At 44.6% G+C, this 25,593-nt stretch carries 21 protein-coding genes; 10 read left to right on the plus strand and 11 right to left on the minus strand.

Annotated features, from left to right (window positions below):
• Positions 1 to 90: 90 nt before the first annotated feature.
• Positions 91 to 807: a GNAT family N-acetyltransferase gene (locus HR45_RS15680; protein ID WP_037444910.1), complete on the minus strand. Its 717-nt coding sequence runs from the start codon at positions 805 to 807 to the stop codon at positions 91 to 93.
• 95 nt (positions 808 to 902) lie between these two features.
• On the opposite strand from HR45_RS15680, the gene pdxR reads away from it, so the two are divergent.
• Complete coding sequence (gene pdxR, locus HR45_RS15685; protein ID WP_052074797.1) at positions 903 to 2,402, plus strand: MocR-like pyridoxine biosynthesis transcription factor PdxR; 1,500 nt, start codon at positions 903 to 905, stop codon at positions 2,400 to 2,402.
• On the opposite strand, the gene HR45_RS15690 is transcribed toward pdxR, so the two are convergent.
• Positions 2,379 to 3,122, minus strand: a complete 744-nt coding sequence (locus HR45_RS15690; protein WP_037444824.1) for an SDR family NAD(P)-dependent oxidoreductase — start codon at positions 3,120 to 3,122, stop codon at positions 2,379 to 2,381. The two genes, pdxR and HR45_RS15690, sit on opposite strands and share 24 nt — an antisense overlap.
• A gap of 133 nt (positions 3,123 to 3,255) precedes the next feature.
• Here HR45_RS15690 and HR45_RS15695 point away from each other — a divergent pair, with 133 nt between their 5' ends.
• Positions 3,256 to 3,636: a winged helix-turn-helix transcriptional regulator gene (locus HR45_RS15695; RefSeq protein ID WP_037444826.1), complete on the plus strand. Its 381-nt coding sequence runs from the start codon at positions 3,256 to 3,258 to the stop codon at positions 3,634 to 3,636.
• Between the two features lie 589 nt (positions 3,637 to 4,225).
• On the opposite strand, the gene HR45_RS15700 is transcribed toward HR45_RS15695, so the two are convergent.
• The 4 genes from HR45_RS15700 to norV all read right to left on the minus strand — a co-directional run bounded on the left by HR45_RS15700 (position 4,226) and on the right by norV (position 7,867).
• Positions 4,226 to 4,561: a TehB family protein gene (locus HR45_RS15700; RefSeq protein ID WP_037444828.1), complete on the minus strand. Its 336-nt coding sequence runs from the start codon at positions 4,559 to 4,561 to the stop codon at positions 4,226 to 4,228.
• 92 nt (positions 4,562 to 4,653) lie between these two features.
• Entirely contained in the window at positions 4,654 to 5,211 is a 558-nt protein-coding gene (locus tag HR45_RS15705; protein WP_037444830.1) for a class I SAM-dependent methyltransferase, read from the minus strand.
• Positions 5,212 to 5,267: 56 nt separating this feature from the next.
• Complete coding sequence (norW, locus tag HR45_RS15710; RefSeq protein ID WP_037444834.1) at positions 5,268 to 6,410, minus strand: NADH:flavorubredoxin reductase NorW; 1,143 nt, start codon at positions 6,408 to 6,410, stop codon at positions 5,268 to 5,270.
• Positions 6,410 to 7,867, minus strand: coding sequence for an anaerobic nitric oxide reductase flavorubredoxin (norV, locus tag HR45_RS15715; RefSeq protein ID WP_037444836.1), 1,458 nt, complete (start codon positions 7,865 to 7,867; stop codon positions 6,410 to 6,412). The genes norW and norV overlap by 1 nt, the downstream gene beginning before the upstream one ends.
• Before the next feature lie 189 nt (positions 7,868 to 8,056).
• Here norV and norR (HR45_RS15720) point away from each other — a divergent pair, with 189 nt between their 5' ends.
• Positions 8,057 to 9,610 carry a nitric oxide reductase transcriptional regulator NorR gene (gene norR, locus HR45_RS15720; RefSeq protein WP_037444839.1) on the plus strand — a complete coding sequence of 518 codons (1,554 nt, stop codon included), beginning with the start codon at positions 8,057 to 8,059 and terminating at the stop codon, positions 9,608 to 9,610.
• A 575-nt stretch (positions 9,611 to 10,185) separates the two neighbouring features.
• Here the strand turns inward: norR (HR45_RS15720) and hmpA are convergent.
• Entirely contained in the window at positions 10,186 to 11,370 is a 1,185-nt protein-coding gene (gene hmpA / locus HR45_RS15725) for an NO-inducible flavohemoprotein (RefSeq protein WP_037444842.1), read from the minus strand.
• 224 nt (positions 11,371 to 11,594) lie between these two features.
• On the opposite strand from hmpA, the gene norR (HR45_RS15730) reads away from it, so the two are divergent.
• Positions 11,595 to 13,133 (plus strand): nitric oxide reductase transcriptional regulator NorR, encoded by a 1,539-nt coding sequence (norR, locus tag HR45_RS15730; RefSeq protein WP_037444845.1) that lies wholly within the window; start codon positions 11,595 to 11,597, stop codon positions 13,131 to 13,133.
• A gap of 102 nt (positions 13,134 to 13,235) precedes the next feature.
• Here the strand turns inward: norR (HR45_RS15730) and HR45_RS15735 are convergent, their stop codons facing one another.
• The 3 genes from HR45_RS15735 to HR45_RS15745 all read right to left on the minus strand — a co-directional run bounded on the left by HR45_RS15735 (position 13,236) and on the right by HR45_RS15745 (position 16,259).
• Positions 13,236 to 14,591, minus strand: coding sequence for an ammonia-forming cytochrome c nitrite reductase subunit c552 (locus HR45_RS15735; RefSeq protein ID WP_407695807.1), 1,356 nt, complete (start codon positions 14,589 to 14,591; stop codon positions 13,236 to 13,238).
• A 47-nt stretch (positions 14,592 to 14,638) separates the two neighbouring features.
• Positions 14,639 to 15,850 (minus strand): NnrS family protein, encoded by a 1,212-nt coding sequence (locus HR45_RS15740; RefSeq protein ID WP_037444848.1) that lies wholly within the window; start codon positions 15,848 to 15,850, stop codon positions 14,639 to 14,641.
• A gap of 205 nt (positions 15,851 to 16,055) precedes the next feature.
• A complete protein-coding gene (locus HR45_RS15745) occupies positions 16,056 to 16,259 on the minus strand; it encodes a hypothetical protein (RefSeq protein ID WP_037444851.1) in 204 nt (67 codons plus the stop codon).
• Positions 16,260 to 16,678: 419 nt separating this feature from the next.
• On the opposite strand from HR45_RS15745, the gene chrA reads away from it, so the two are divergent.
• The 6 genes from chrA (at position 16,679) to HR45_RS15775 (ending at position 23,844) form a co-directional block, all read left to right on the plus strand.
• Positions 16,679 to 17,812, plus strand: a complete 1,134-nt coding sequence (gene chrA / locus HR45_RS15750) for a chromate efflux transporter (protein WP_037444854.1) — start codon at positions 16,679 to 16,681, stop codon at positions 17,810 to 17,812.
• Positions 17,813 to 18,249: 437 nt separating this feature from the next.
• Complete coding sequence (locus tag HR45_RS15755) at positions 18,250 to 19,149, plus strand: nucleotidyltransferase domain-containing protein (protein ID WP_037444855.1); 900 nt, start codon at positions 18,250 to 18,252, stop codon at positions 19,147 to 19,149.
• Positions 19,149 to 19,781 (plus strand): Cap15 family cyclic dinucleotide receptor domain-containing protein, encoded by a 633-nt coding sequence (locus HR45_RS15760; RefSeq protein ID WP_037444857.1) that lies wholly within the window; start codon positions 19,149 to 19,151, stop codon positions 19,779 to 19,781. The genes HR45_RS15755 and HR45_RS15760 overlap by 1 nt, the downstream gene beginning before the upstream one ends.
• 234 nt (positions 19,782 to 20,015) lie before the next feature.
• Positions 20,016 to 20,840, plus strand: coding sequence for an abortive infection family protein (locus HR45_RS15765; RefSeq protein ID WP_037444858.1), 825 nt, complete (start codon positions 20,016 to 20,018; stop codon positions 20,838 to 20,840).
• Positions 20,841 to 20,948: 108 nt separating this feature from the next.
• On the plus strand, positions 20,949 to 22,040 hold the full coding sequence (locus tag HR45_RS19675; protein WP_052074796.1) for a CHAT domain-containing protein: 1,092 nt from the start codon (positions 20,949 to 20,951) through the stop codon (positions 22,038 to 22,040).
• Between the two features lie 283 nt (positions 22,041 to 22,323).
• On the plus strand, positions 22,324 to 23,844 hold the full coding sequence (locus HR45_RS15775) for an ISNCY family transposase (protein WP_081933509.1): 1,521 nt from the start codon (positions 22,324 to 22,326) through the stop codon (positions 23,842 to 23,844).
• 332 nt (positions 23,845 to 24,176) lie between these two features.
• On the opposite strand, the gene HR45_RS15780 is transcribed toward HR45_RS15775, so the two are convergent.
• Complete coding sequence (locus tag HR45_RS15780; protein WP_037444860.1) at positions 24,177 to 25,592, minus strand: DEAD/DEAH box helicase; 1,416 nt, start codon at positions 25,590 to 25,592, stop codon at positions 24,177 to 24,179.
• Position 25,593 lies beyond the last annotated feature (1 nt).

Here is a 25,593-nt window from a genome sequence, read left to right on the forward strand (position 1 = left end):
TGTCTTGGGCAACAAGGCCCCGGTAAACCGTGATTTCATCGTCTACTTGGGGCTAACTAAATATTGGACACTAAACCATATGCAAGGCCATTAGCGTCCCTGATTAATTAAATCGGCCAGCTTATTGATTTGCTGACCTGCACCGTCAAAGTTATCCGTTGAAAGCCAAGTTTGATAGGCCGATTTAAGCTGGGCATATTCATGGTCAAGCATCGAATACCATGCGGTATCGCGGTTGCGGCCTTGAGTCACTTGTAACTGACGGAATATCCCTTCAAAGGTAAATCCAAAGCGTTCCGCAGCCGCTCTTGATGGGCCATTTAACGCATCACATTTCCATTCCAAGCGACGATAGCCAAGCTCTTCAAATACATACTGTTGAAGCAAAGCCATTACTTCTGTTGACAACGGGGTACGCTGCATTTGGGGTGAATAAACCACATGTCCCACTTCAATGACACCATTGGCAACATCAATGCGCATCAACGAAATGGTACCAATAGCTTTACCTGTCGACGGTTCGACTACTGCGTAATGAAATGGATCATTGAGTTCTGCCATACCAGTTAAAAATGCGCGATATTCATCAGCTGTTTCAAAGGGGCCGTAAGGCAGATAAGTCCAATGGCGAGCATCAGGACTTTCAGCAAACGCTTGATACAAATTATCGGCGTGCGTTGCGACATCTAGGCGCTCTAATCGGCAAAGGCGTCCACTCAAGCAACGTTTTGAAGGTTGTTTAGCTGGAGTCCAATCTGCTAAGGCGTATCCAATCGGTTGTTGAAATTCATTAAGTCGAGTGTGCATGTTATTTACGATTTCTGTTATCAATGACACCAACGTAAAATAACTGTGGTATGGTGAAAAGTACCACATAAATGATCTTTTTTAGTACCACCAAAATGATTGATATTGTTGGCTTACTTGATCCGCAAGCGAAAACGTCCACAGGGAAAAAGCTTTCGTTACATCGACAGTTGGTTGAACGGCTTAGCAATGCCATTTTATCTGGACGATTACCCTCGAACACGGTACTAACACCTTCTCGAACGTTTGCTGTGCAGCTAGGTGTTTCGCGCAATACCGTCGTACTTGCATATGAACAATTAGCGGCGGAAGGTTATATCATCGCTGATCAACACGGGACTCGTGTTGCAGAACTCCGCCTTCATAAATCTTCATTGAACCAATCTGCCATGCTTGCTGAAACCAAGTTAGCTGAGCGGTGGAACGATGATAAGGCCATTATTCAAACGCAACCAAGGGGGACAACTGGCTTATTAGCACCTGGGGTTCCCTCATTAAAAGATTTTCCCTTAGCTAAGTGGAAAAGGACGTTGGAACGAGCGGTAAAGCTGCTCCATCCGTTTGCATTAGTTACGAAAGATCCGCTGGGCGAGTTTTCGCTAAGGCAAGCGATTGCCACGCATTTGCATATTGCACGTGGGGTTCAATGCGAGGCAGAGCAAATTGTCATTACTGAAGGTGCTCAGCACGCGCTAACACTTTGTGCACGCTTACTCGCGAATCCAAATGATACAGTATGGGTGGAAGACCCCTGTTATTCAGGAGCAAAATCAGCCTTTAGTGACGAGCAATTATCTATAATTCCTATCCCTGTTGATAATGAAGGATTGGCTGCTACAACTGAGCATTGGTTCAACCAACGGCCTAAGCTTATTTTTACCTCTCCAGCCCACCAATACCCAACCGGAGCAGTGCTCTCTGTTGCGCGGCGACTTGCGCTTATCGAAGCAGCAAAAAATGTAGGGACATGGATCATTGAAGATGATTACGATGGTGATTTCAGGCATACCGGTACACCCATTTCCAGTATGCAGGGATTAGCTGAACATTCACCTGTGATTTATATCGGTTCGTTTAGTAAGACGATGTTCCCTACTATAAGAATAGGCTTTATGGTTGTTCCCAAAACACTCGTGAGCCAAGTAACACGGGTCGTGCCACAGATTTTGCAAGTAAGTAATCAACTGCAACAAATCGCACTAGCGGAATTTATGACAAGTGGTGAATTTGGCCGACATCTTGGACGAATGCGGCGTATCTATCGAGAGCGGCAAAAGATACTAAAAACGGAACTAACGCGATATTTCCCTGACGATTGGGTTCTTGGTGGCACTGCTGGTATGCATTTAACACTGCGCTTGCCAAGCGGTGTAGATGATAGAAGTGTTGCTCAACAAGCACTAAGCCAAGGAATTAGCATAGATCCATTATCTTCATTCTATGAACAACCGACTGCGAACAATTGCGGTCTAGTCATTGGCTATGGCAATACGCCCAGAGCAAGAATCCCCTCTGCCGTGGGGATTCTTGTGGAAATAATAAAAAGAGAAAACGACAGTTGGTTTGGCTTATCAGCGTGCGCTATCGATAAGTAGTCCACCATCAGGCGTCATACTGTAGCCGGTGATGTACTGCGAATCGTCGCTTGCGAGAAACAGTACAACGGGAGCAATATCTTGCTCCGGTGACCCGTAACGCCCCAATGGGCATGCTGGCGGCGGAATTTCAACATCATCGCCCCATGTTTTGGCAACCGGTAGCATGTTATTTACGGTGATATTATGTTCAGCCCACTCTCTGGCGGCAGTTCTTGTGAGCGCTCTAACAGCCTCTTTCGCCATGTTGTAAGGTGCGTAGCCAACAAGACCACTCACGCCAGCCATCGAGCCGAAGTTAATTACACGTCCCGAAGTACTTTGTTTAAGATAAGGAAATGCGGCTTGCATCCAACGTAAGTAAGCAATGGGCCCGATTTCAAAATTACGTTGCAGTTGTTCGACAGAAAGATCGATGACTGAAGAAAATGGTGCGGTAGGATCAAAAGCATTATTTACCAGAATATCAATGCCACCAAATGTCTCAACAACTTTTTTTATTGCTGCATCAGTTTGTTTTACATCACAGATATCACATGCGATAGCAATAGCTTTGCCGCCGTCAGCGTTGATTTCAGCAACTACCTCATCGACACTCTGTTGAGTTCTTGAAACTACGGCGACTACTGCACCTTCAGCAGCAAAGAGTTTCGCAGTAGCTCGGCCAATGCCACGACTACCGCCAGTAACAATAGCGATTTTACCTTCAAGTCTATTCATGATTCATACCTTTGATGGTCAGAAATGCCAGCTCTGAAAAAAGAGCAGGCGGTGAAATACTGGCGTCGACGTTGAAGTAATAATGTTGTCTAATATTAAAATTAACAAGTAGGATGAATTTTGATTGGTTAGTATGGTTAATAAGACTATTGAGCAAGAAAGTATCAATATGCATGAGGAAATGCGTCGGGCATTTTCCTTATTATCAGGTAAGTGGAAGCTCGAAATCATGTGGTTGCTGAACCAACGTATCTACCGATTTGGGGAGCTTCGCAAAGCCATTCCTGGCGTTACTCAGCATATGCTGACCACTCAACTTAGAGAGTTAGAGGCAGACGGTTTAGTCTCGCGAACTATTTACCCAGAAGTTCCTCCTCGAGTGGAATATGCGATCACAGAAAAAGCTCGAGGACTTGGGCCGACCATGGAAGCCCTTACACTTTGGTGGCAACAATATGGGCATACATTGCCAGAGAGAAAAATAGGAAGAGGGCGTAATTCAATTAAAGTATGACTTGTACATTGCGATGTTGGTTCTAAGTTGGAACTGCCCCATTCCGTTTTTCGCACCTTCAAGACGGAACTAAGCATGGGGCGAAACTAGCCCTAATTTTTGTAATGGCGGTTTAGTTGACAAGTGTTCATCTTTCCCACGTTTTAGCGTCAGTTCTTAAGATATCAATCAACTCTTTCCAGCTAGGCGGTATTTGTCTACAGCCCGGATAATAGAGATAAAACGGCTCTTCTACTGGTGTCCAATCGGGCAATACAACTTGTAGAGTGCTACTCTCCAAAAAAGGTCCAATGCGTTCTTCCAAAAGTACCTAATACCTCTGCCAGCAAGCGCCATATCATACCTATAGCCGTTTCATTTACGCATAACTGACCTGGTACATCGATGGCGCATCTTATTGCCATTTTTCAAAGTTCCACTGGTATATAACACCAAAGCCGGTACGTAGCTGGATGCAGTTATGCTGCTTCAGATCCTTGACTCATCGATTTCTGGAGCGTGGCTGAGGTATTTGGGTGCGGCAACCGCTACCCATCTGAGTCTATCACTGACGCGCAGGGTAATGAGAGATTGGCCCGCTTTACGACTATTATTTGGTGTTGTACATCCGTTGGTCTTTTTTATCTGAATCAGACCAGAAGTTGATATTAAACTGAGCGTTATCGCTTAGTTCAATACAATGCCAGTATTGTGGCGGACTAGTAGCGAAACTACCTGCAGGAATAACGATCTTAATTTCAGGCTCAGTTGCGTTTTCATCAGCAAACCCGTAGTAGGTTACAACACCTTCCATCACGCAGAGTTGGCCAAAAACACCTGCTGCTGTGTTATGGTGAGAAAGCAGTGCTGTGGGTACATTATCATTAGTAAAAAATGGTGTTGAGCGTTGAATGGTCCAGTTCTTTGGAATTCGTTGGTGACTCATAATCTTTCTTCTCTATAAATATCCGCTTCGCGGTTGAATAAACACTTAATCGCTGTATAACAAGCAGGCATAGCAAAAGTAGGAATCGGCTACTAATTTAACGTGAAGGTTAAAATATAGTGTTCTGGACATCCCGCCACATCAAAATCCACCACTTCAAATCCAGCTCTTTGAACTTCATCAATCGCTAGTTGTGGTGATACGCGTGCGTTACTGCCTCTAAAATCGACGATGACAAACTTGGTCTTCCGACTCGTCTGTTCTCGCATCTTATTCAGAAACGCATCGCGGTTCTGGATAAAACGGTAGGTATTAGCGATAAACACGGTATCGACCCTAGGGGGAATGGATGGGTCGTCCGGTTGCGACAAGATGACCTTTATATTGTTGAACGCTTCACTAGAAAATCTATTTCGCATATAGGCCACCATATTGGGCTCACAATCTATTGAATAGATTTTCCCTTCCTTGATTGTATGCGAGAAAATTTCGGAAAAATAACCGGTGCCGGCGCCTATGTCGGCAATAATTTCATTTTCTTTCAGCGCAAGGCTGCGAATGATATGGCTGGTTTTTTGCCACTCTTCTCGGTTCTCGCTATCAAAAATTGCTTTTAGCCTTTCGGGCTCTGAGAAGCTGATATTCATCATGCTTATCTACTCACTATGTATGGATTGATTTAACCGGACGACAATAATCAATTCGCTTAGTTAGCAGCCTGAAGCTCTCGTAGCAGCGGGAAAGCTTGGCTTATATTGTCTTTAGTAACGACGAAACCGGTCAGGTGCTGGCTATGATTGTAGGCTCTGGCCAGAATGCCGTGCTCGTTGATATTCACCTGCCAACTCGCTGCGGAGTCACAGTTACCACCAGACTGGATCGGATAGCGAGGAGTTTTCACTTTAGTCATCATGGCTGGAAGGCTTAGCTCTCCTGTACTGGAAAGTAACTGACTGGCCAGCACATTTGCACTGAGTACAATAGGTTGCATACATGCCATCACCTTGCCGTTAATTTCGGCGCAATCCCCAAGGGCGTAGATATTGTCAACCGAAGTTCGCAGTGTCTTATCAACAACAATGCCTCGTTGCACCGTTAACCCGGCTTTTTTTGCAAGTTCTGTGTTGGGTACCAGTCCTGCGGCAGAGATTATGCAGTCAGTTTTGTAGCGTAAGCCGTTTCTGGTCGTGGCAACTAGACAGCTTTGGTCATATTCAACACTGATGACATGGTCCAGACAGTCAATCTGGACCCCATCGTTCCGTAACTGCTGTTCAAGGGCTGTAGCGACAAAGTCAGGTATCATGCTGGCCATAAGATGGGGGCTCGGATCCAGTATCTGTACTTTCTTACCTGCGGAACAAAGATCCATCGCCAGTTCAGTACCAATAAGACCGCCGCCCATGATTAAGATTCGTTGTGCCTGTGTAACACGTTGTTCAGAAACACGATATTCTTCTAGGCTATTGAGCGTAATAACTTCTGCAGTCGCATCACCAGTCAATATAGGAATAAAGGTTTTGGCGCCGGTTGCTAAAACAAGCCTGGAGTAGTGATAACAGATGCCATTAGCGGTAATGGTGTGATTGTCGGTATCAATCTTATCTACTCTGGTATTGGCAAAGATCTCAATTTTTTGCTGGGTAGCAAATGCTTTTCCCGTCATAGTGATAAGGTCACTAGCTCTTTGCTGGCGGGTAAACACGTGGCTCAGATCCGGTTTGTTGTACTCGTCCCCGTTATCAGCGGTAAATAACTGGATAGGCATATCGCTATTTTTACGACGAAGTGTTTTTATCAGTTGGTAAGCGGCAAAGCCGCTCCCAATAATAATCAGAGGAGGATACATCAGGCTGCCTCCTGGTCATTGTTCGCATGTTTCGCAAAGACTTCCTTACCCAGATTGCACTCTGGACAAAGGAAATAGTCTGGTACGTTGTCCCACTGTGTACCAGGTTCAACGCCCTGATTGGGTTCGCCAATTGCAGGGTCGTAAATCCAATTACACACAGTACAAATCATGCACTGGCAATTTGTCGGGTGTACCTTACTGTCAGAAGGTTCTGCCAATTCACTTGGTGCAGGTTTTGTCTCTATCAGTGTTTCGTTATTCAGTGCCCACTGCTTCGCAAGCTGACGGCCGTGTTCACGACATTCACGCATAGCTTTTCCATCTGGGCGCCATTTGGTTTTCAGGCTTAAGGCTGTTTCAAATCCTGCATCGGTCAAGCGGGCATGAATGCGGTCAACGGCACCTCCGTTCCAGCCATAACTGCCGAATGCAGCTGCTTTCTTGTTTTTGAAGCGCAGGCCTGTGATCTCTTCCAGCATACCGGCAATTTTGGGCATCATTACATTGTTCATGGTGGATGAGCCAACGAATATTCCTTTGGAGCGGAACACATTTGCCAGAATTTCGTTTTTATCGTGTTTAGATACGTTAAATACTTTTACCGCCACTTGCGGGTCAATATCATGAATTCCCTGAGCAATTGCATCGGCCATCATGCGGGTGTTGTTAGACATTGAGTCGTAGAAAATGGTGATCCGCTCTTCCTGATAGTTGTCTGCCCATTCAAGGTACTGATGAACAATTTGAGTCGGGTTATCACGCCACACGATACCGTGGGAGGTGGCGATCATATCCACAGGTACATTAAGGCTTAGAACTTCTTTGATTTTCGCTGTCACTAGGTTGCTGAATGGCGTCAGGATATTGGAGTAGTAACGAAGGCACTGATCCATCAATTCGTTTTGATCTACCTCATCGTTAAACAGGTGCTCATCGCAGTAATGCTGGCCGAAAGCATCATTACTGAATAGGACCGCATCGTCTGTCATATAGGTCATCATACTGTCAGGCCAGTGCAACATTGGGGCTTCAATGAAGATAAGTTGTTTTCCGTTACCGATATCAACACTGTCGCCAGTTTTGACGGTTTTGAAATTCCACTCTGGATGGTGGTGATGTCCGACAATAGAGTCGATTGCTGCTTCAGTACAATAGATGGGAGTTCCCGGTATTTTTTCCATCAGTGCAGATAGAGCACCTGAGTGATCTTCCTCTGCATGGTTTACCACGATAAAGTCGATATCATTCAGATCTATCTCCATCTCTAGGTTCTGTAGGAACTGGTAGCTAAAACGGTGATCAACCGTATCGATCAGTACGGTTTTCTCTTCACGGATCAGGTAACTGTTGTAGCTGGTTCCTTTTGTCATTTTATATTCTGTACCATGGAAATTCTGAACTTCCCAGTCACGTTGTCCAACCCAGTGAATATTGTTTTTTACATGAATCGTCATCTTTTTACCCTAAATCAGTTGTGAAGGTTTGTCTTATAAGGGCATGAAGCGTGCCAAAAAATTATCCCTTTCATATCATCAAGATAACTTTATCAGCTTATTCTTTTTGTCATTTTGATATTTTATTGCAGTTATCAATATGATAATAATATTGTCGTTTAGATAATTTTTAAGGGTGAGGATATAGTCATGGAACAGCTTGGTAACGCATGGGTACAGGTTGCGCTGGACATAACTTCCGGTATTTCTGATCAGGATAGGTTTGACCGACTACTTTCTACTATCCGCCATACTCTGAAATGTGATGCTTCAGCCTTGTTACTATTCCGCAATCAGCAGTTTGTACCTTTGGCGATTAATGGACTAAGTGAGGATGTACTTGGGCGCAGGTTTGATATTGAGAAGCATCCCCGCCTTGAGGCCATAGCTAGGGCTGGAGATATTGTGCGTTTTCCCCCCGATAGTGATCTGCCCGATCCCTATGACGGCCTGATACCCAATCATGAGGAGGAGCTCAAGGTTCACTCCTGTATCGGTCTGCCGCTAATGCTGGACGATCGTTTAATTGGTGCTGTTACCATCGACGCTTTTGATCCGGCTCAATTTGATTATTTTAACAATGATGATCTTCGGATTGTGAGTGCCTTGGCTGCCAGCAGCCTGAATACGGCCTTATTGATGGAGCAATTGGAACGGACTGCTGGGGTTGGAGCTGCATCCCCAAAGCGGTCAAGAAAACTAAATTACCCTGAAGAGATTATTGGCCAGTCTTCACCAATGCTGGAGCTTAAATCTCAAATTGATGCAGTGGCAGATACTGATCTCTCGGTACTGATCATGGGGGAAACGGGCGTAGGTAAGGAACTGGTAGCAAATGCGCTTCATAGCCAATCCCGTCGCTCGGACAATGCCTTGGTATACCTGAACTGCGCGGCGCTCCCGGAATCTGTGGCCGAAAGTGAGTTGTTTGGGCATGTAAAGGGGGCTTTTACTGGAGCCATTAGTAACCGTAAGGGTAAATTTGAACTGGCAGATAATGGCACCCTTTTTCTGGACGAAGTTGGTGAACTATCTCTTTCACTGCAGGCCAAACTACTCCGCGCTCTTCAGTATGGTGATATACAGCGAGTCGGCGATGACCGGAATATCAAGGTAAATGTCCGAATTATTGCTGCCACTAACCGGGTAATGCATGAAGAAGTGAAGCAAGGTAATTTCAGAGCAGATCTGTACCATCGACTGGGTGTCTTTCCTGTTTTTGTGCCTCCCTTACGAGAACGTGATAAAGACGTTGTATTGCTTGCTGGCTTCTTCGCGGAGCGATGCGCACATAAGTTAGGTGTCGCCAATATCAGCCTAGATGCGGCAACCCTGACCGTTATTCAGAATTACAGCTGGCCCGGTAATGTCCGTGAACTGGAACATGCGATAAACAGAGCGTCAGTGATTGCAAAGTCTAATACCCAATCTGAGCAGATAATTCTGCTTCCGCACCATTTTAACTTTTCTATTGAGATGACAAACCAGCACGTTATTGACTCCCTGCCGGTTGACGGTGGGTGGGTAACTAATACAACTGAGTATCTGCACCTAGGATTAAAAGAGGCCATTGATCTATTTCAGACACAGCTTGTGCAGAGTGCTTATCTGGAGAATGATAAGAAGCTAAGTGCTACTGCAGAGCAGTTGAAAGTCAATCCGGGTAATTTGCACCGGTTAATGAAACGTCTCAACTTAAAATAACGATTTTGTAACCATTTGACACTAATTGAATTGGTCTACAATTTCGTATCATTCAAGTTCCTCGTGACGTAATTGGAATTTTCCACAGCTAAGTTTAATACATTAAACCAGTGTTCTTTCTGCTCTCCTTGATCTAGCTGGCTGTTGGCCCTTAGACGACTCGCTAGTTCTTGGAACGTCGGAATATCAAAGGACGATGCTCATGGACAGAGTATTTGGAACGAAAACCTTCGTAATGGAAATCTATTGGCAGCACCAAGCCTATGCTATCTACCAACGCCGTAATAGCGATGGCATTTATGTCCCTAACTCCGTTTGGTAAGGCCTGAGATTACTCAAATATTCATGCAATCAAGAGATGTCTTAATAACATGCAGATTTTGTTGTGCTACAAAAAATGCCGCAACGCATCATTACTTCAGTGAATCCCACCGTCACCTGATGAGAAGCCGTGGCAAGCCTGTTCGACTCGAATACAACAAGACGCCCAACTAATTTAGTTAAGCGTCTTGTTATGTTTGAGCTGCTTTATAATGTTAAAAAGGGACTGCTCATGCTCCCTTTAGCTAAATGGTTTATACGCCGCCAGAACCAAAAGCTTCCGCGAAAATTTGCGTTTCTGGTACACCGTGGGCTTTTAACTCTGAAAGATAATGACGCATAAACGCAGCAGGACCGCACAGGTAATACTCTGCATCATGTGGTGCTTCAGGTAGGACATCGGTTAACGCAAATGGTGCGGGGCTGACATGTTGATCCTGTGCGTCAGTTTGATCATAGAAGTAATGTACTTTTGCCCCTTTTTCGGCCAATGAATCGCTGACGTCTCTAAACGCATGTACGTGACGGTTACGCGCTGAATGTACGAAATGGATATCACGTTTACCTTGTTGTGCCAACGTACGAGCAATAGCAATCATTGGTGTAATACCGACACCTCCGCTAAGCAATACTACTGGACGTTCGGAAGATTGTTGTAGGACGAATTCGCCAGCTGGCGCAGATAACTCAACAATCTGACCCACATCATATTGGCTGTGAAGCAGGTTGGAAACTTTGCCTTCGGGTGAAGTTTCTCCGGCACCTTGGCGTTTAACTGAAATACGCAATGCACTACCACCGGCAATATCTGACAAGCTGTATTGGCGAGGTTGGAAAATCCCTAACTCTTCAACATATACTCGGACGCTAATATACTGGCCGGGTTGATAGTTCGGCAGACGGCCTCCATCAATAGGTTGCAGATAGAAAGATGTTATTTCGTCACTTTCAGGCTGTTTGCGCACGATACGGAAGGGTTTCCAGCCACTCCAACCTCCAGTGTTATCAACACTTTGCTGATAAAGCGTATTTTCCAACCCAATAAACAATTGTGCTAATTCGCCATAGGCTGCCGCCCAAGCATCAATCAATTCGGCGGAGGCCGCGTCGCCGAGGACTTCTTGAATACTGGTCAATAAATGTTTGCCAACAATCGCATAGTGCTCGGCGCGAATACCTAAGCTCACATGTTTATGGGCAATACGTTCGACCACAGGGAGTAATACTGAGGGATCATCGATATTTTGAGCGTAGGCAAGTACGGCACCTGCCAGTGCTTGTTGTTGACGACCGGCGCCCTGATGCCCCTGATTGAAGATGTGTTTTAGTTCGGGATTATGGCTTAGCATCCGCTGATAGAAATGGCTAGTTAAGGCGACACCGCTGCTTTGTAATACTGGTATAGTCGCGCGAACCAAAGCTTTTTGCTGTTCATTCATAAACTTCAACTCCTGAAAATGAAAATGCAATCACCGAGATGTGATGCCAAAGCAGTGACGTCATTACGGGTTAATTCATACTGAGGCGTTCACTGTTCTGCTTGGTCTATATCAAACGACGTGCCAAGTGTTAATTAGTTGAAATATATAGAAATGAATATTTTTATATGGTGAATTTCACCCTATAATTATAGGTATAATTTACCATTAGGGTAAAATGAACCATGTTATTCCCATTAGATTTTCGTGACTTAAAGCTCGAGTTGTCACCGCCGGTTCGTTTACAGCGTTTCGTTGATCAGGTTCAACAGTTGTTAGACTGTAACGCAGTCGGACTGCTACAACTTGATGGCGACATTCTGAAACCTGTGGCTCTCGCAGGTTTAGTGACTACAACCAGTGGACGCCGTTTTGCAGTGGCTCATCATCCACGGTTGTCGGCTATTTTATCGCAACGCAAACTAGTACATTTTGCTCCCGACAGTGCTCTACCAGATCCCTATGATGGATTGTTAGCTACACAGCAAGGAGTGCCGCTGCCGGTACATGACTGTATGGGCATTAGTTTATGGCCCGATGGTAAATGTTGGGGGGTGTTAACGCTTGACTCCCTGTATAAAGGCCATTTTAGCGCCGAGCAGATAGCGTTCATACCGCAACTTGCGGTGTATTGTGAAACCATCCTAAGAGTTAATCGACTTGAAAGTGAAATGCGGGCATTACGACAGTTTGATGAGCAACTGAAACAGGACAATGGTAGCATTTCCGCTAGTCAAGAGCTGATTGGGCAGCATCCACAGGTACAAAACTTATTGAAAGAGCTAGATGTTGTGGCGACTTCAGATCTACCTGTATTACTCCAAGGGGAAACGGGCGTTGGTAAAGAGCTATTTGCCTGGCGCTTACATCAGCGTTCCCAGCGTAAAGTTGCTCCAATGATCCACGTCAATTGTGCTGCTCTGCCGGAAACATTGGTTGAAAGTGAGTTGTTCGGCCATGTCAAAGGTGCATTTTCTGGGGCCGCATCAGAACGTGCTGGTCGCGTGGAATCTGCCGATGGTGGCACGTTGTTTCTTGATGAAATAGGTGAGCTGCCGTTGACCGTTCAAGCCAAGCTATTGAGAACACTACAAAACGGTGAAATCCAGCGCTTAGGCGCAGATAAACCAATAAAAGTAGATGTGCGTATTGTTGCCGCCACGAACCGGGACTTGGCAGAGATGGTCAAACGAGGAGATTTTCGTGCCGATTTATACCATCGCCTGTCCGTGTATCCGGTGGTCATTCCGCCACTAAGAGAACGCGGAGATGATATCCTGTTATTAGCGGGTTATTTTGTGGAATTGAATCGTAGTCGCTTCAGTTTTTGCAGTTTACGTTTGGCACCTGCGACGGAGCAGTTGTTGCAGCGCTATCCATGGCCTGGGAATGTACGTGAGCTAGAACATGTTATCAGCCGAGCAGCTTTGCGTACAGTAAGTCAAGGTGCCAATAAGACCGAAATTGTGACCATTGAACCGCGTCATTTGGATCAAGAATTGCTTACGTATCCTCGTGATTTTAGTCAAGCTCTCGATAGCACGTCGCCTGAACCGTCAGTGCTCTCTGGACGTTCATTAAAGGACAGTATCGAAGATTTCCAACGTCAGTTTATCCAACAGACTTTGGCAGCAACACAAGATAATTGGGCGGAAGCAGCCCGTTTATTAAAGCTTGACCCTAGCAATTTACATAAGCTCGCGAGGCGGCTTGGGCTGAAATGACATTTTTAAACATAATCAGTGTTAAAAAGTTGCAGAGGCATGAAGAAAATCCAGCTTATTCCCCATCCCTAAATATCAGGATGGGGAATATCATGCAGTTAGTTAGTAACCGCGCTGGGCAACCGGATCCCAGTGCTTATTGATTTCTTCCTCAATGAACGCCTTTTTCTCAAGGACTAATTCTGCTTCATCTATCCCCACGGCTTGTTGGGCTTTGGCTTTGCTACTGATGTCGGGATAATAGACATGCTCGACTTTGAGTTGCTTCAATATTTTTGACAAAGAGCTACGTGCGCTCTTTGCCTGTTCGATAGCTTTATTGAGCAGCTGTCTACCTTCCTCTGGGTTATGAGCGTAAATTCCGTGTGATGACATGGCAAAATCCCAGCGCCATTGGCTGTGACGAATGTCCATTATGGCGTCATTCATCTGTTCCCAATTCGCGCCGGCGACCCATGCGGCTTTGGCCTCATAGTGCGCCTTAACCAGTAGTTCTTCTACGTCTTTTGCCTTAGCATTTATCTCGTGCTTCAAGTTCGTAAGGCGTTGCTTCATTTTTTCTTGGCTGCTATGACAGCCTTTGCAACTGCTCTTAAAGTAGGGCATGGCCTTATCAACTTTATGGTTAGTAAATGCTTTACCATTTTCATCGATTGCTTCAGGCATGTGACAGGTGACGCAGGTTACACCAAGTTCCGCATGTTTACTGCGATTCCAGTGTTCATACTCTGGATGACGAGCTTTAAGCATTGGCGTTTTTGAAATCGGATGGATCCACTCATAGAATCGACGAGTGTCGTAATATTTTTCTATGTCATCAGCGGAATTACCAAAGATCCAAGGGATGTTAACAACATTGCTCTTTTCTGGGCGAAAATAATAAGTAACGTGGCATTGCCCGCAGACTTGAGCACCTTGAACTGTGGCACTTTGCTGTTCAAAGGGTTGATGGATTTTGGCCATCGCGTCACGGGCGTGAGGGCGCGGCAACGTTAGCTTTTCTGAGCCCGATTCATGACAGTCACTGCAATACACCACATTTTTTATTTCAGAGCCTAAATCGGTAAAGTTTTTCGCTGCATAACCTTCAAAGCCAAGTTCGCCTATCAGGCGTGGCGCATCCGGAGTTTTACATGTCCAGCAACTCGCAGATAGCCCTTTCTCTCCTGCCTTTGGCGCAACGCCGGTTCGGAGTGTATGACTCACGTCGGCTACAGCAAATTGATGGCCACGAGGTGTGTGGTATTCCTTGGCGTACGAAGACCCTGCCCAAAGAATGACATTTCGCGGGTTGTTTGCTAGTACATCTTCTCGCTCTGATTGCTCCTGCGTTGCTTCCCACGTTTTGTACTGCTTTGGGTAGGATTTAGCTATATCAGTTGTTCCATCGGTTGCAACAGCATTGCCGGAGGCACCAAGCAAAATGAATAACCACAGTTTTAGGTTCAGAGGCGACATTATTTTCATAGATGGTCTCACGTTCAATTTATCCAAAGTGTTTTGCATCATCCTGGACGTCCATCAACTCTTGGACGCGTTAAAATCTTGGTGTAGTGGTACACAAAAATGGCAAATGAACCAAACCAGAACACTGCTGCAAACCATAGCCAAAGGTGGGTTTGGCTGGGAAAGTAAATCGGCATGATGGCTCTAAAAATTGCAGCCAAAGGCAGACAGATAAATGCGATTCGCATGTTGGGTCCTTGGTAGATATTCCGCCCAGTGTGGCCGAGTGAAACTCGCGAAATCATTGATAGGCAAAGCATTGCCATGCCGCCAATTGCGAATAAGTGTAGCAGACAGCGATAAGCAAATTCGTCGTTAAAATACCAGCTCATCATCAGTAAGCTTATTGGCAACGTAAAATAAGCAATGTGTAAGGACCAAAGCAGTGGTTCCCTGAAAGATTTTAGCGGCATCCAGCGAGAAGCTCTGATCAGGTGGAGTACACCCGCAATGAATAGCAGCACTTGGATAAATGCACTTGGTAATAGCTCGAATAATGCTTGTAAAACCAGCGTGAGCATGATCAGTAATAACGGATATTCTACCCAAGGTAATGCGGGTTGCTTGATTGCATTCAATCTCATTGCAGTAAAGAAGCCAATCACTCGACCGCCAACAATCGTGATCAGTAACGAAAGCCACCAAAGCATAGACTGCCAAATTTGGTGTGCCAGAATAAAATCACGGACATACAATGAATAGTAACTGAGAATATTGATACATAATGCGACAATAATCATCAGTGGAAATCCAATATTGCGCCACTGTTTTACCTTATAAATACTCCTCCATAAGGTGGAGCCAACTATTCCTAAAAATAGTATGTCGAATACGGCGGGCAGAATAATGGGGAGCGGTGTAGGGATGAGCAAGCTCAAGCGTGCCAACGCCCAACAAGAAAATGTTAGCGCTAATGGCCAATTTTTAAGAGATGGCTGATTTGTCCAGTTTTGTACTGCTGTCAGCAAAAATCCTGACACAATTGCCATGGCAAATCCGAATAGTAATTCGTGGGGGTGCCACCACAACGGTAGGATTGGCGACCAGAATGTATCTTCAAATAAGGAGTATGATGGTAAGAGCCAAGTTATCACCCACAAAGGAATGTAGAGAGCAGCAATAATCGCCCCACCAAGAAAAAAGGGCCGAAAACCTAAGCGCCAAATGGCCGGTGTTTTAGCAACTTTGCTTGGATCATCAATATTCAACATGTTCAGTTACTGCCAAAACCAAAGGTGTATATATTATGCAGCTTATTGTTTTGGCATCACCATACCAAATCTAGGTTCCAATTTTGGTATCAACATCTCACTTTGATACGACCATTGAGATTTGGGATATTTCTATCGATCCGGTGAATACTCCAGATGACCTTTGGCTCTCAGGGAATAACTTGTACTACTCAAAATACTCTCGTCAATTAATTATGTTTGTGTTTAGCCAAGGAAAATGTTCGCGAAATATCATTAGCTCGCTTTGGATAATTTCTTTTTCAACTTTGATTTCAAGTTGTCCGAGTTCATAAACGTAGCTGTTGGAGTGCCATGTGCGGACGTAGTCGAAAAGTGTATCCATACAAACTGGTGCTTCCTGCGGAATAGTTAACGCTAATGTCTTCATAACGTTTTCTCCGTCACGGAAATATCACAAATTTTTAAGGTTTTGTATCGTAAATGTAAAGATTGTGTGTTTTTGATACAAGATTTTTTTGGCTTTAATAAGTAAATTTATCTCTTTGTGGGTACAGCGTAAGGACTACAAAGTGGTGCGTTTTAAACAGCATAATTTCAAGAGCTACAAGTCGCCACTTGATATGAGACGGCGGTTACTCATTCTGACCAAGTTGTACTAATGCTACAAAGTGACCAAATGTAGGGTGTGGAAATGCAGAGTGCCCGTTTAACGGGGTTTCATCGCTGTACAGAAGTTAGTGGCCTTGAACAGTTTTGGGTACATCCGTTGCCCTTAGATTGTCTGCATTGACATTCACGACAGGGAGCGTCAGTAATAGGCTAAAATGCCAAATCGGATAATCAACAATGTGGTCGATATTTAAAAGCTTTTTCTTTCTTGGCTGGATTAGCTTTGGTGGACCGGCAGCTCATATTGGCTACTTCAGACAGTATTTTGTGGAAAAACACAAATGGTTGGAAGATAGTGAGTATGCTCAAATCGTTGCGCTCAGTCAGTTCTTACCGGGACCAGGCTCTAGTCAGGTCGGCTTTGCACTTGGCTATAAAAAAGGTGGTTTATCCGGAGCAATAGCTGCATTTTTAGGCTTTACCTTACCGTCTGTCACTATCATGTTGCTATTGGCAATGCTCAGTCGTCATTTTCTTGATTCAGAAGTATATGAGAGTGTCGTTCATAGCCTCAAATTGTTAGCGGTTGTAGTGGTTGCTGATGCCGTTTGGGGGATGTATAGCAATTTCTGCAAAAGCCGACTTACTGTTGGCATTTGCATTGTTACTGCTAGCGTCCTGCTACTTGTACCGCAAATCAGCACTCAAATGATATTGCTGATGATTGCTGGATTGATTGGCAGTCGCTATCTGGTTGCTTCTGCTACTGCGGTAAGTGGATCATTTAAACCGTCAGTAATGCCACTGCTTCTATTTTTGCTCCTGCTTTTTTGCTTGCCGCTAACAACGCGATTTCACTCGCTTTTAGCGATATTTAGCAACTTCTTTTGGGCTGGTAGCCTCGTTTTTGGCGGTGGTCATGTCGTTCTTCCACTTCTCCAGGGATTGGTTGGTGAGCAGGTTTCTCAGGATGCCTTTATGACGGGCTATGCCGCAGCACAAGTTGTACCAGGGCCGATGTTCACAATGGCAACTTATATCGGTTATGTGATGTCTTCAGGCTCTATTATCGGAGCTCTGGTAGCAACTATTGGTATATTTATGCCGGGATTTCTGCTGCTGTTAGGCGTGTTGAGGAATTGGCAACTACTTGCAAGTAAACCAAGAATCGCGGGAGCAATTAAAGGGGTAAACGCCGCTGTAGTTGGACTTTTGCTTGCTGCACTATATCAACCAGTTTTTAGCAGTGCCGTTGGCACATTGACCGATGTTGCGTTGATCCTTGCTGGATTTTACATATACAAGAAGTTCAACTTATCACTACTTTGGACAATACTGTTTTTTGTTATGGCAGGTTCTCTGGTTTCATGATGAATAAAACACTAACGAAAGATGGTTGCACCGTCGGCATGGCTTCGTGTTCTTTGCGGATTAACCACTTCTGCCCCATTGTGAGTTAGCATCGTGAAGTTAGGCTAAGTGTGACGCACACTGATTGACCTAATTCTAATAATGATACAAGGTTACTACCTAACCAGTTTATTAGCGCTGATTAAGTATGTTGTTCTTAGGCTCGCTTGAAGCGTTAGCGTCGCAGGTTAAGCGAGCTTGCGCATAGCCACCGCCAGCTAGCTTCAAGTAAGGAACAAACATTCTCAATGTTGGCGGAATAGGGAGAGTTCAGATACAAGGAAGTCAAATAGCCCATCATCATGCGCACCACCTCCGGAATCTGTCACTCACAAAACAAGCCACGGCAACGGGCACGGAAGACCGCGCCGTTGCTTTCCAAAGTTAGGAGTAAATTCATGAGTAGGGATTGGGAGTCTGTATTTACAACTTGGTCGCAAGGTCCAGGTAAAACCGAGCAAGAGCGGGCAGATAATGCCGAGAGACAAATAAGACAAGCGATTCAGGCGAGTGATAAATTAAAAAATAGGAATATCAAGGTTTTTACACAAGGTTCTTACAGAAACAGAGTTAATGTAAGACAGGACAGTGATGTGGATGTGGGTGTCCTCTGCTTCGATACATATTTTCCTGAATATCCTGATGACAACGTAAAAATGGAACTCGCAAAAAGCTTTGTCCCGGCTACTTATGAATATGCGACTTTTAAAAGCGAACTTGAAGAGGCGCTTGTAGCTAGATTTGGAAGGGCTGCGGTTACGCGTGGTAGTAAAGCATTTGATATCAAAGCGAATACTTATCGCGTGGAGTCAGATGTGGCAGCATTTTTTGAACATCGCCGATATGTTACCACAACCTATTATCATTCCGGCGTAGAAATGATACCTGATGATTATGACCCGCCTAGGGTCAAAAATTGGCCGGAACAACATTATGAAAATGGAGTTTCAAAAAACGACGCCACCTCTAGAAAATACAAAAGAGTTGTTAGGGTCTTAAAGAAGCTATCGAATGAAATGGCGTCAAATGGAATTCAATCAGCAAAAGATGCGCCGAGCTTTCTCATTGAATGTTTAGTGTTTAATGCATCAAACTCATGTTTTCAGTATCAATCTTTTAAGCAAATGGTCAGGGCGGTTCTCGCAGAGCTGTTCAACAACACTTTATCTGACGAAATGTGTTCTGAATGGGGCGAAGTAAATGAATTGAAATATCTTTTTAGAGGCTCACAGCCATGGACACGAGCGAGTGCTCACCAGTTCTTAAGTGATGCGTGGGACTACATAGGTTACGAATAATGCTAACTAGACTTCATATTTCATCATTTATTGGTCTCACGATTGGGGTTTGGTTGCTTGCTCTATGGATCCAAGGCATGCCTGTACTAAGTGCGGACTTTGTAAAACCATTTGGTACAGTAGTTGGTGTCATAACTCTGTTTGTAACCTTGTTTAACAAATACATGTGGTCATGGAAAATATTTAAAGGTTGGTATGTTAAAAGACCAGACTTGAGAGGAACGTGGAAAGTTGAGCTGAAAAGTAGCTGGATAAACCCCGAAACTGGTGAAGGAATCGCACCAATCTATGGATATGCAGTAATCAGGCAGTCGTTAACATTTCTTAGTTTGAGGTTGATGACAAAGGAATCTAGATCTGTGTTGGTGGCTCACAGCATAGAGCAGCAAGAAGATGAAGATCTGTTCAAGCTAGTTGGTGTTTATCGAAATGAACCCAAAATTGAATTACAGGGTGTAAGAAGCGAAATCCATCATGGCTCTTTCGCTCTAGAAATTCATGGTTCTCCTGTCGAAGAGCTCGAAGGGCATTATTGGACAGATAGGGCAACCAAAGGTGGAATGAAATTGGTTGGTCGTGTGGAAAAATTATATAACACATATGAGCAGGCAGAGCGTGAAATAGGCAACTAACAAGGCGCAGCTGTCGGATAATTTTTCCGCTGCGCTCCAAATTTGTGATTTCGCTGAGGCGCTTTTGTCCCAAAAAGATGTAACACGTATCGGCCCCTAAACTTGTTACGAGTTCAGATGAATGATCCTTCTGGCACAGCCCAATTGACCAAATTTTAGTAATGATACAGAGTGACTAGTCTATCAGTGGCTATTCAGACGAAATTTATTCTTTAGGTTCACGGAGACTCGAGCTTGAATCATCAAATACCAAATTCGGTAATCGGAGCAGTAGCTTCTGTAATCGCTGAGCATTATTACAGTCACTCCAAGCTTGATACGCTCTTTATGGAAAGCGGAGCGCCGGGAGACGTTCCTGAGGGTAATTGCGAAAAGAAGTGCAGTAATTGGCTAAAGCGCTGCAACGAAGATCCTATAATTGATGCGCTAGAAGTTCTGGGCGCGGTGATTCAAGAGTACATGGAACTGGAGCCTCCCTCTTCACTTTTTGACGGGCTAATATCAACTAATGTGACCGAAGGCCAAGCGAGAATTAATGCCGCATTAGCGAAAAATCAACTGGTCTATCGAATCAATGGGTACGTGACGAAAGCAGGCTCAACGCCAATTACTAAAACTCTGGAAGACTATCTGAGATCAGGTGATTTCTCATCCATTGAAAAGGAATTTGAAAGAGCGATTGAGCATATCGAAAGTGATCCTCACGCGTCAGTAACCGCATCCTGTTCAATAATCGAAGCCACGCTAAAGTTCTACATCGAAAGCTTCGATGATCTAGCTATGCCAAATAAACTTAATGTAATGCCACTGTGGGGCGTAGTTCAGCCACACCTTGCACTGAATGCCGATGTCACTTTGGCAGCTGATCAGCACAAATTGCTTAAAGGTATTTCTTCAATCATTGATGGTGTTGGTGCATTTAGGTCTCATATTGGTTCTGCTCATGGTCGTGGGTCTAACCCACCAAGTATTGTGGTTGCAGAGGCACGGCTTGCTGTAAATGTTGCACATACTTTGGTGGTCTTCATCATGGAAGTGTTACATGCCAAAAAAGCTTAACAATCGCAGGCATACCGACAGTTTTTCTCTGCGGTTTCACCTCCACTACAAAGCCAAGCATGCCGTGGACGTTCAATATCAGCCAGATTTCACCTTAAGGAGTAGAGTGTGTCGTTGTTAGATTCATATCGTCGGAATGTAACGAGAAAACGAGAAGAAATCGCCAAGTTACAGCAGGGAAAAGCAAAAGAGCAAACTAAAATTGCCAATCTTTCTGGAAAAATAAATTCTGCTTCACAAGCGTTGTCCCGCACGAGTAGTGCAAGCACTGCAAAATCAAAATTACGTGAGATCGAAAGACACCAAAAGGATCAGGCCGCAGCGGAAAAGAAAGTAGCTGATTTTGACAACAAGATAGCACGAAAGCAGAAAGAACTTTCTGATGAGCAAAAGAAAGTGTCAAAGGAAGAGGAAAAAGATAGTAAGCAAAGACAAAGGGAGTCAGAACGGCAAGCTAGAGCACACCAATCCCGGATGAATCAAATAAATAGCACTCTCGATAAACATGAGGGCTTGCACCGGAGCACAATTGCCACTCTGAAGAGACTTCAAGACCTTCCAGAAAAAATTGTAGTTCTATTTCTCGCTTCGAATCCTGCTGATGCCCAACAGTTAAGGTTGGATGAGGAGGCACGCTCCATTGGCGATATGATTAGAAAGGCCAAGCACAGAGATTCAGTTTCATTTGAGAGTAGATGGGCAGTTCAACCAATGGATGTTCTGCAAGCAATAAATGAGTTAAACCCTACAATAGTTCATTTTAGCGGCCATGGTTCAGACTCTGACGAGATAGTATTTCAAGATGCCAATGGCAATGCAAAAATAGTTAGTAAAGAAGCTATTGTTCAAACCATGATGGCCTCATCGAGTAATATTCGTTTAGTTTTCTTTAATACGTGCTATTCCTATAACCAAGCGGAAGCAATCACTGCTCATGTCGAAGCAGCCATTGGGATGAATACCAGCATTGGTGATGATGCGGCCAGGGTATTTTCATCACAATTCTACTCTGCAATAGGATTTGGGTTTTCCGTCAAAAAGGCATTTGAACAGGCTAAAGCCTTGGTGATGATGGAAGGCCTGAACGAAGAAAACACACCGGAGCTTTTTGTCCAAGAGGGGCTGGATCCAAATGATTTAATCATAGTGCGTCCAATAGATCTGGAAAATAAACCTCTGGAATCGCGGGATAAATACTGAACAAGACCATGTATCAGACTCCGACACTAACGCCTACGCTGGTGATAGCGACGTTAATCCATAGAAATTTTTATCCGAAACTGACGAGTTAGAGTTAATGCTTTAACTCGAAAATGTCCAAAAGCTCGTTTGAACTGTACTAGCTCAGATGTGATCACCGAGCGATTCTGTCGTACCTTAATTACCAAGCGACTTTGTCATTACAATAATTACCGAGGGAAATTGACGGAACTCATTAGCGTACCTTTTAAAGTAACCAAATCAGCTTTAGAAGGTGCTAAGGATGTTCTACATGGATTCAAAATCTCAATTCACTGTCGATATCATTAGCAAAGTCATCGATGGCCGGATCAGTATCAATAGTGCAGCGACCTTGCTCAGCAAATCCCGGAGAACCGTTGAGCGTTACCTGAGTCGATATCGGCAAGAAGGCATTCGGTTCGTGGTTCATGGTAACAAAGGCCGGATCCCCGCCAATAAAATTACTGAGTCGCTCAAAAAAGAAGTTCAGGAGCTTATCCAGACCAAGTACTACGACTTTAACCTACAGCACCTTGCAGAACTTCTGCTGAAGAATGAAGGCATTGCGGTTAAGCGAGAGACTTTACGTACCTGGGCACACGCCATTCATCATGTAAAGCGTTCTAAGCGGCGCAGAAGTCGGGTCAGAAAGTACCGGGAGCGGATGGAATCTCCGGGATTGATGCTTCAGATGGACGGAAGCCCACATCGGTGGTTTGGTGGCGAACGCTCTTGCCTGATCGCCATTGTCGATGATGCAACCAGTGACATTCACGCCGAGTTTTTCCCTTCTGAAACCACGGAAGGCTGCATGAAAGTGATGCGGGCTTACATAGAGAAGCGGGGGATATTTAAGACCCTGTATGTGGACAGAGCGGGTATTTTTGCTGGCCCTAAACGCAGTAACTTCTCACAAATGCAGCGAGCCTGTGAGGAGCTAGGGATTGAAATTATCTTCGCTAACTCCCCTCAGGGCAAAGGGCGTATTGAACGCTCCTTCGACACCTTCCAGGACCGCCTGGTGCCGGAATTACGGCTGAATAACATTACGGATATGGACAGCGCTAACCGCTACTTACAGGAAGAATTCATCCCCAATTACTGGGTGCAAAACGTTATGGTTCAGCCTAAGAGCCAGCATTCTGCCTTCAAGTGCTTACCCCCAGAGCTGGACTTAAACACCATCTGTGTACAGAAAGAGTACCGCACAATACGACGTGACCACACCTTCAGTTTTGACAGCAAAATGTATGTTATCGACTCGCCAATCCGCTATTCAATAGAAAACCAAAAAGTGGAGATCCGTTGTCAGTTCGATGGCTGTTTCTCTGCCTATTTCGGCCATCGCCGGCTTGATATCACGGAGTTGGCCGAGCCTCGGAAATGTCATGAATATGGTAAAGAGGTCCAGCGGAAGATAGAAGCGTTAGAGCTTGTTGAACAGCTCGGCAGCGTATCGAAAGCCGCACGTATCCTCGGATGCTCCCGCCAAACGCTTTATACCTACCAGCAAATCATGGAAGAAGAAGGCCCTATTGGTCTTAAGCGAATCAATAAGCCGCTGAAACGCAGTAAAAACCGTATATCGGAAGACACTGAAGATAAGATTATCGAGCTGACTTTGTTGAACCCTCACGGTACATCAATACAACTGATGAAGGCACTCAAACAGCAAAATATCACGGTGAGCATTAGCACTATCCAAAATATCTGGAAGAGAGAGCAGCTCAACACCAGAGAGCTTAGAATCAAGCGCTCTCAATCCATGGATATCGAAGTGTGAAGCGAGTATGTAGCATGAGGACTAAACTATAAGAGTACGACAAAGTCGATTGGTATTTATCCCGTCAGGGTCCCTCAGTAATGACAACTGTACTAGCTCAGATGTACTAGCTCAGACCTGATCGTCAGTACTTATTTTATGGTGCCACCACAAAATTCTACTAACTACAGAAAATCAGAACTTTCACACCTTTGAGTTCGGCAATAATAAGCTCATCAAAACGCAGGTCTGATGTTATAAAAGCAGGCGTTGTAGTGCCTAGTAGGAACGCTCAAGCAAGTTGCTTGGACCTTTTTATCCATCTGTGTAATGTCTCGACTTTGTTTGCTAGGTTAAAACGGAGAACTGAAGGTTGAAACTACTTTTTCTCTGAAACCACCGAGTAGCTCAAATGACAATGATGCCGTTGGGCTCGAGTATTCTAACGATACCAAACCTATCAAATGTGATGGAGTTGGTTCATTGAGGTAGTCTCTTCCAAATTTGAGTTCGCCTACTGTAGTTGGATGGGGGTCTTCAGATGTCAACGGCGGTTTTTTTACTCGACCTTCTGAGACATCAGTTCTTATTGGCTCCCTAAATACCACTGGAATTTCAGGTATTTCTTCAGCAATTCGGTTTGCGAACTCGACAAGTTTTGGTGCAGCGAAGGTGTAAAGCCAAGCTTCTTGGTTTCTGCTTTTATTTTTACGTAAGACTCTACCTAAAATTTGCCTAAAATAGAGTTCGGTTTTGACTCTGCTCAAATGACAACATACTTGGAGGCGTGGGATGTCCGTCCCTTCACTAATCATACCAACACTAACGATCCAGTTTGTGACGCCATTCCTGAACGCATCGATTCTTAGTGAAGGTTGTTGTTCCTTGTAGGTAACGATCTCAGCCGTCTGGGCAAACTCCTTTCTGAGAATATTCAGGATATGTGTGGCATGTTCTACCGATGATGCGACAATAAGCCCCGCAGCGTTAGGGTTGTGCAGTTTAATGTCGTTCAGCTTGTTTGTTGCTAGCTTTAATGTATGTCGAACTGCCACATCATTTTTGATGACGGATTGGTAAGAAACCGATGAACCTTTGAATAGAGCATCCAGACTATTAAACGTCTTCGTTTCATTTTCTTTATCGGTAACCGAGATTTTTTCATTATCGATTAAGACAATCTTTGGATTTCGGCATACGCCGTCGGCGACAGCTTCCCTTAAGCCGTATATGTAATCACATTGAATTTGGGTGTTAGGATCTGTGTAGCGAGATAGCGCTATCGGAGCTTGATCTGAGCGCCATGGCGTGCCCGTTAACGCTAGGCTGTACTCTGCTTGGTTTTGAATATTCAGTATGATCTCTTCTCCCCATGCGTTTGCATCTTCAAGAGAACTGCCAGAGCAATGGTGGATTTCGTCAAAAACGACTAGAACGCGATTTCGCTTTAGGAGTCGCCAAAAATCTTCGTTGAATGACAGCATGCTTTGGTAAGTAAAAGAGCAACCAATAGCACCGATCAAGCCATCGAAACGACAGTCCAATCGTTTTGAAAACGCGGACTTGATCCCTTGAGATATATTTATCGATGGCGAAAAGCAAAGCACAAAGTCGATGAGATCGTTCTCTAGTAATTGACCAGCCACTTCAGCGGCCATAATTGTCTTACCGGCTCCTGGAGTCGCTAAACAAAGGAAATGTCTGTGTTTGGCATTAAAGTGCTTTAGAGCGCGATTGACGCACTCTAATTGCCATTGTCTTAATTGCATG

The organism is Shewanella mangrovi (genome assembly GCF_000753795.1).
Classification (GTDB): domain Bacteria; phylum Pseudomonadota; class Gammaproteobacteria; order Enterobacterales; family Shewanellaceae; genus Shewanella; species Shewanella mangrovi.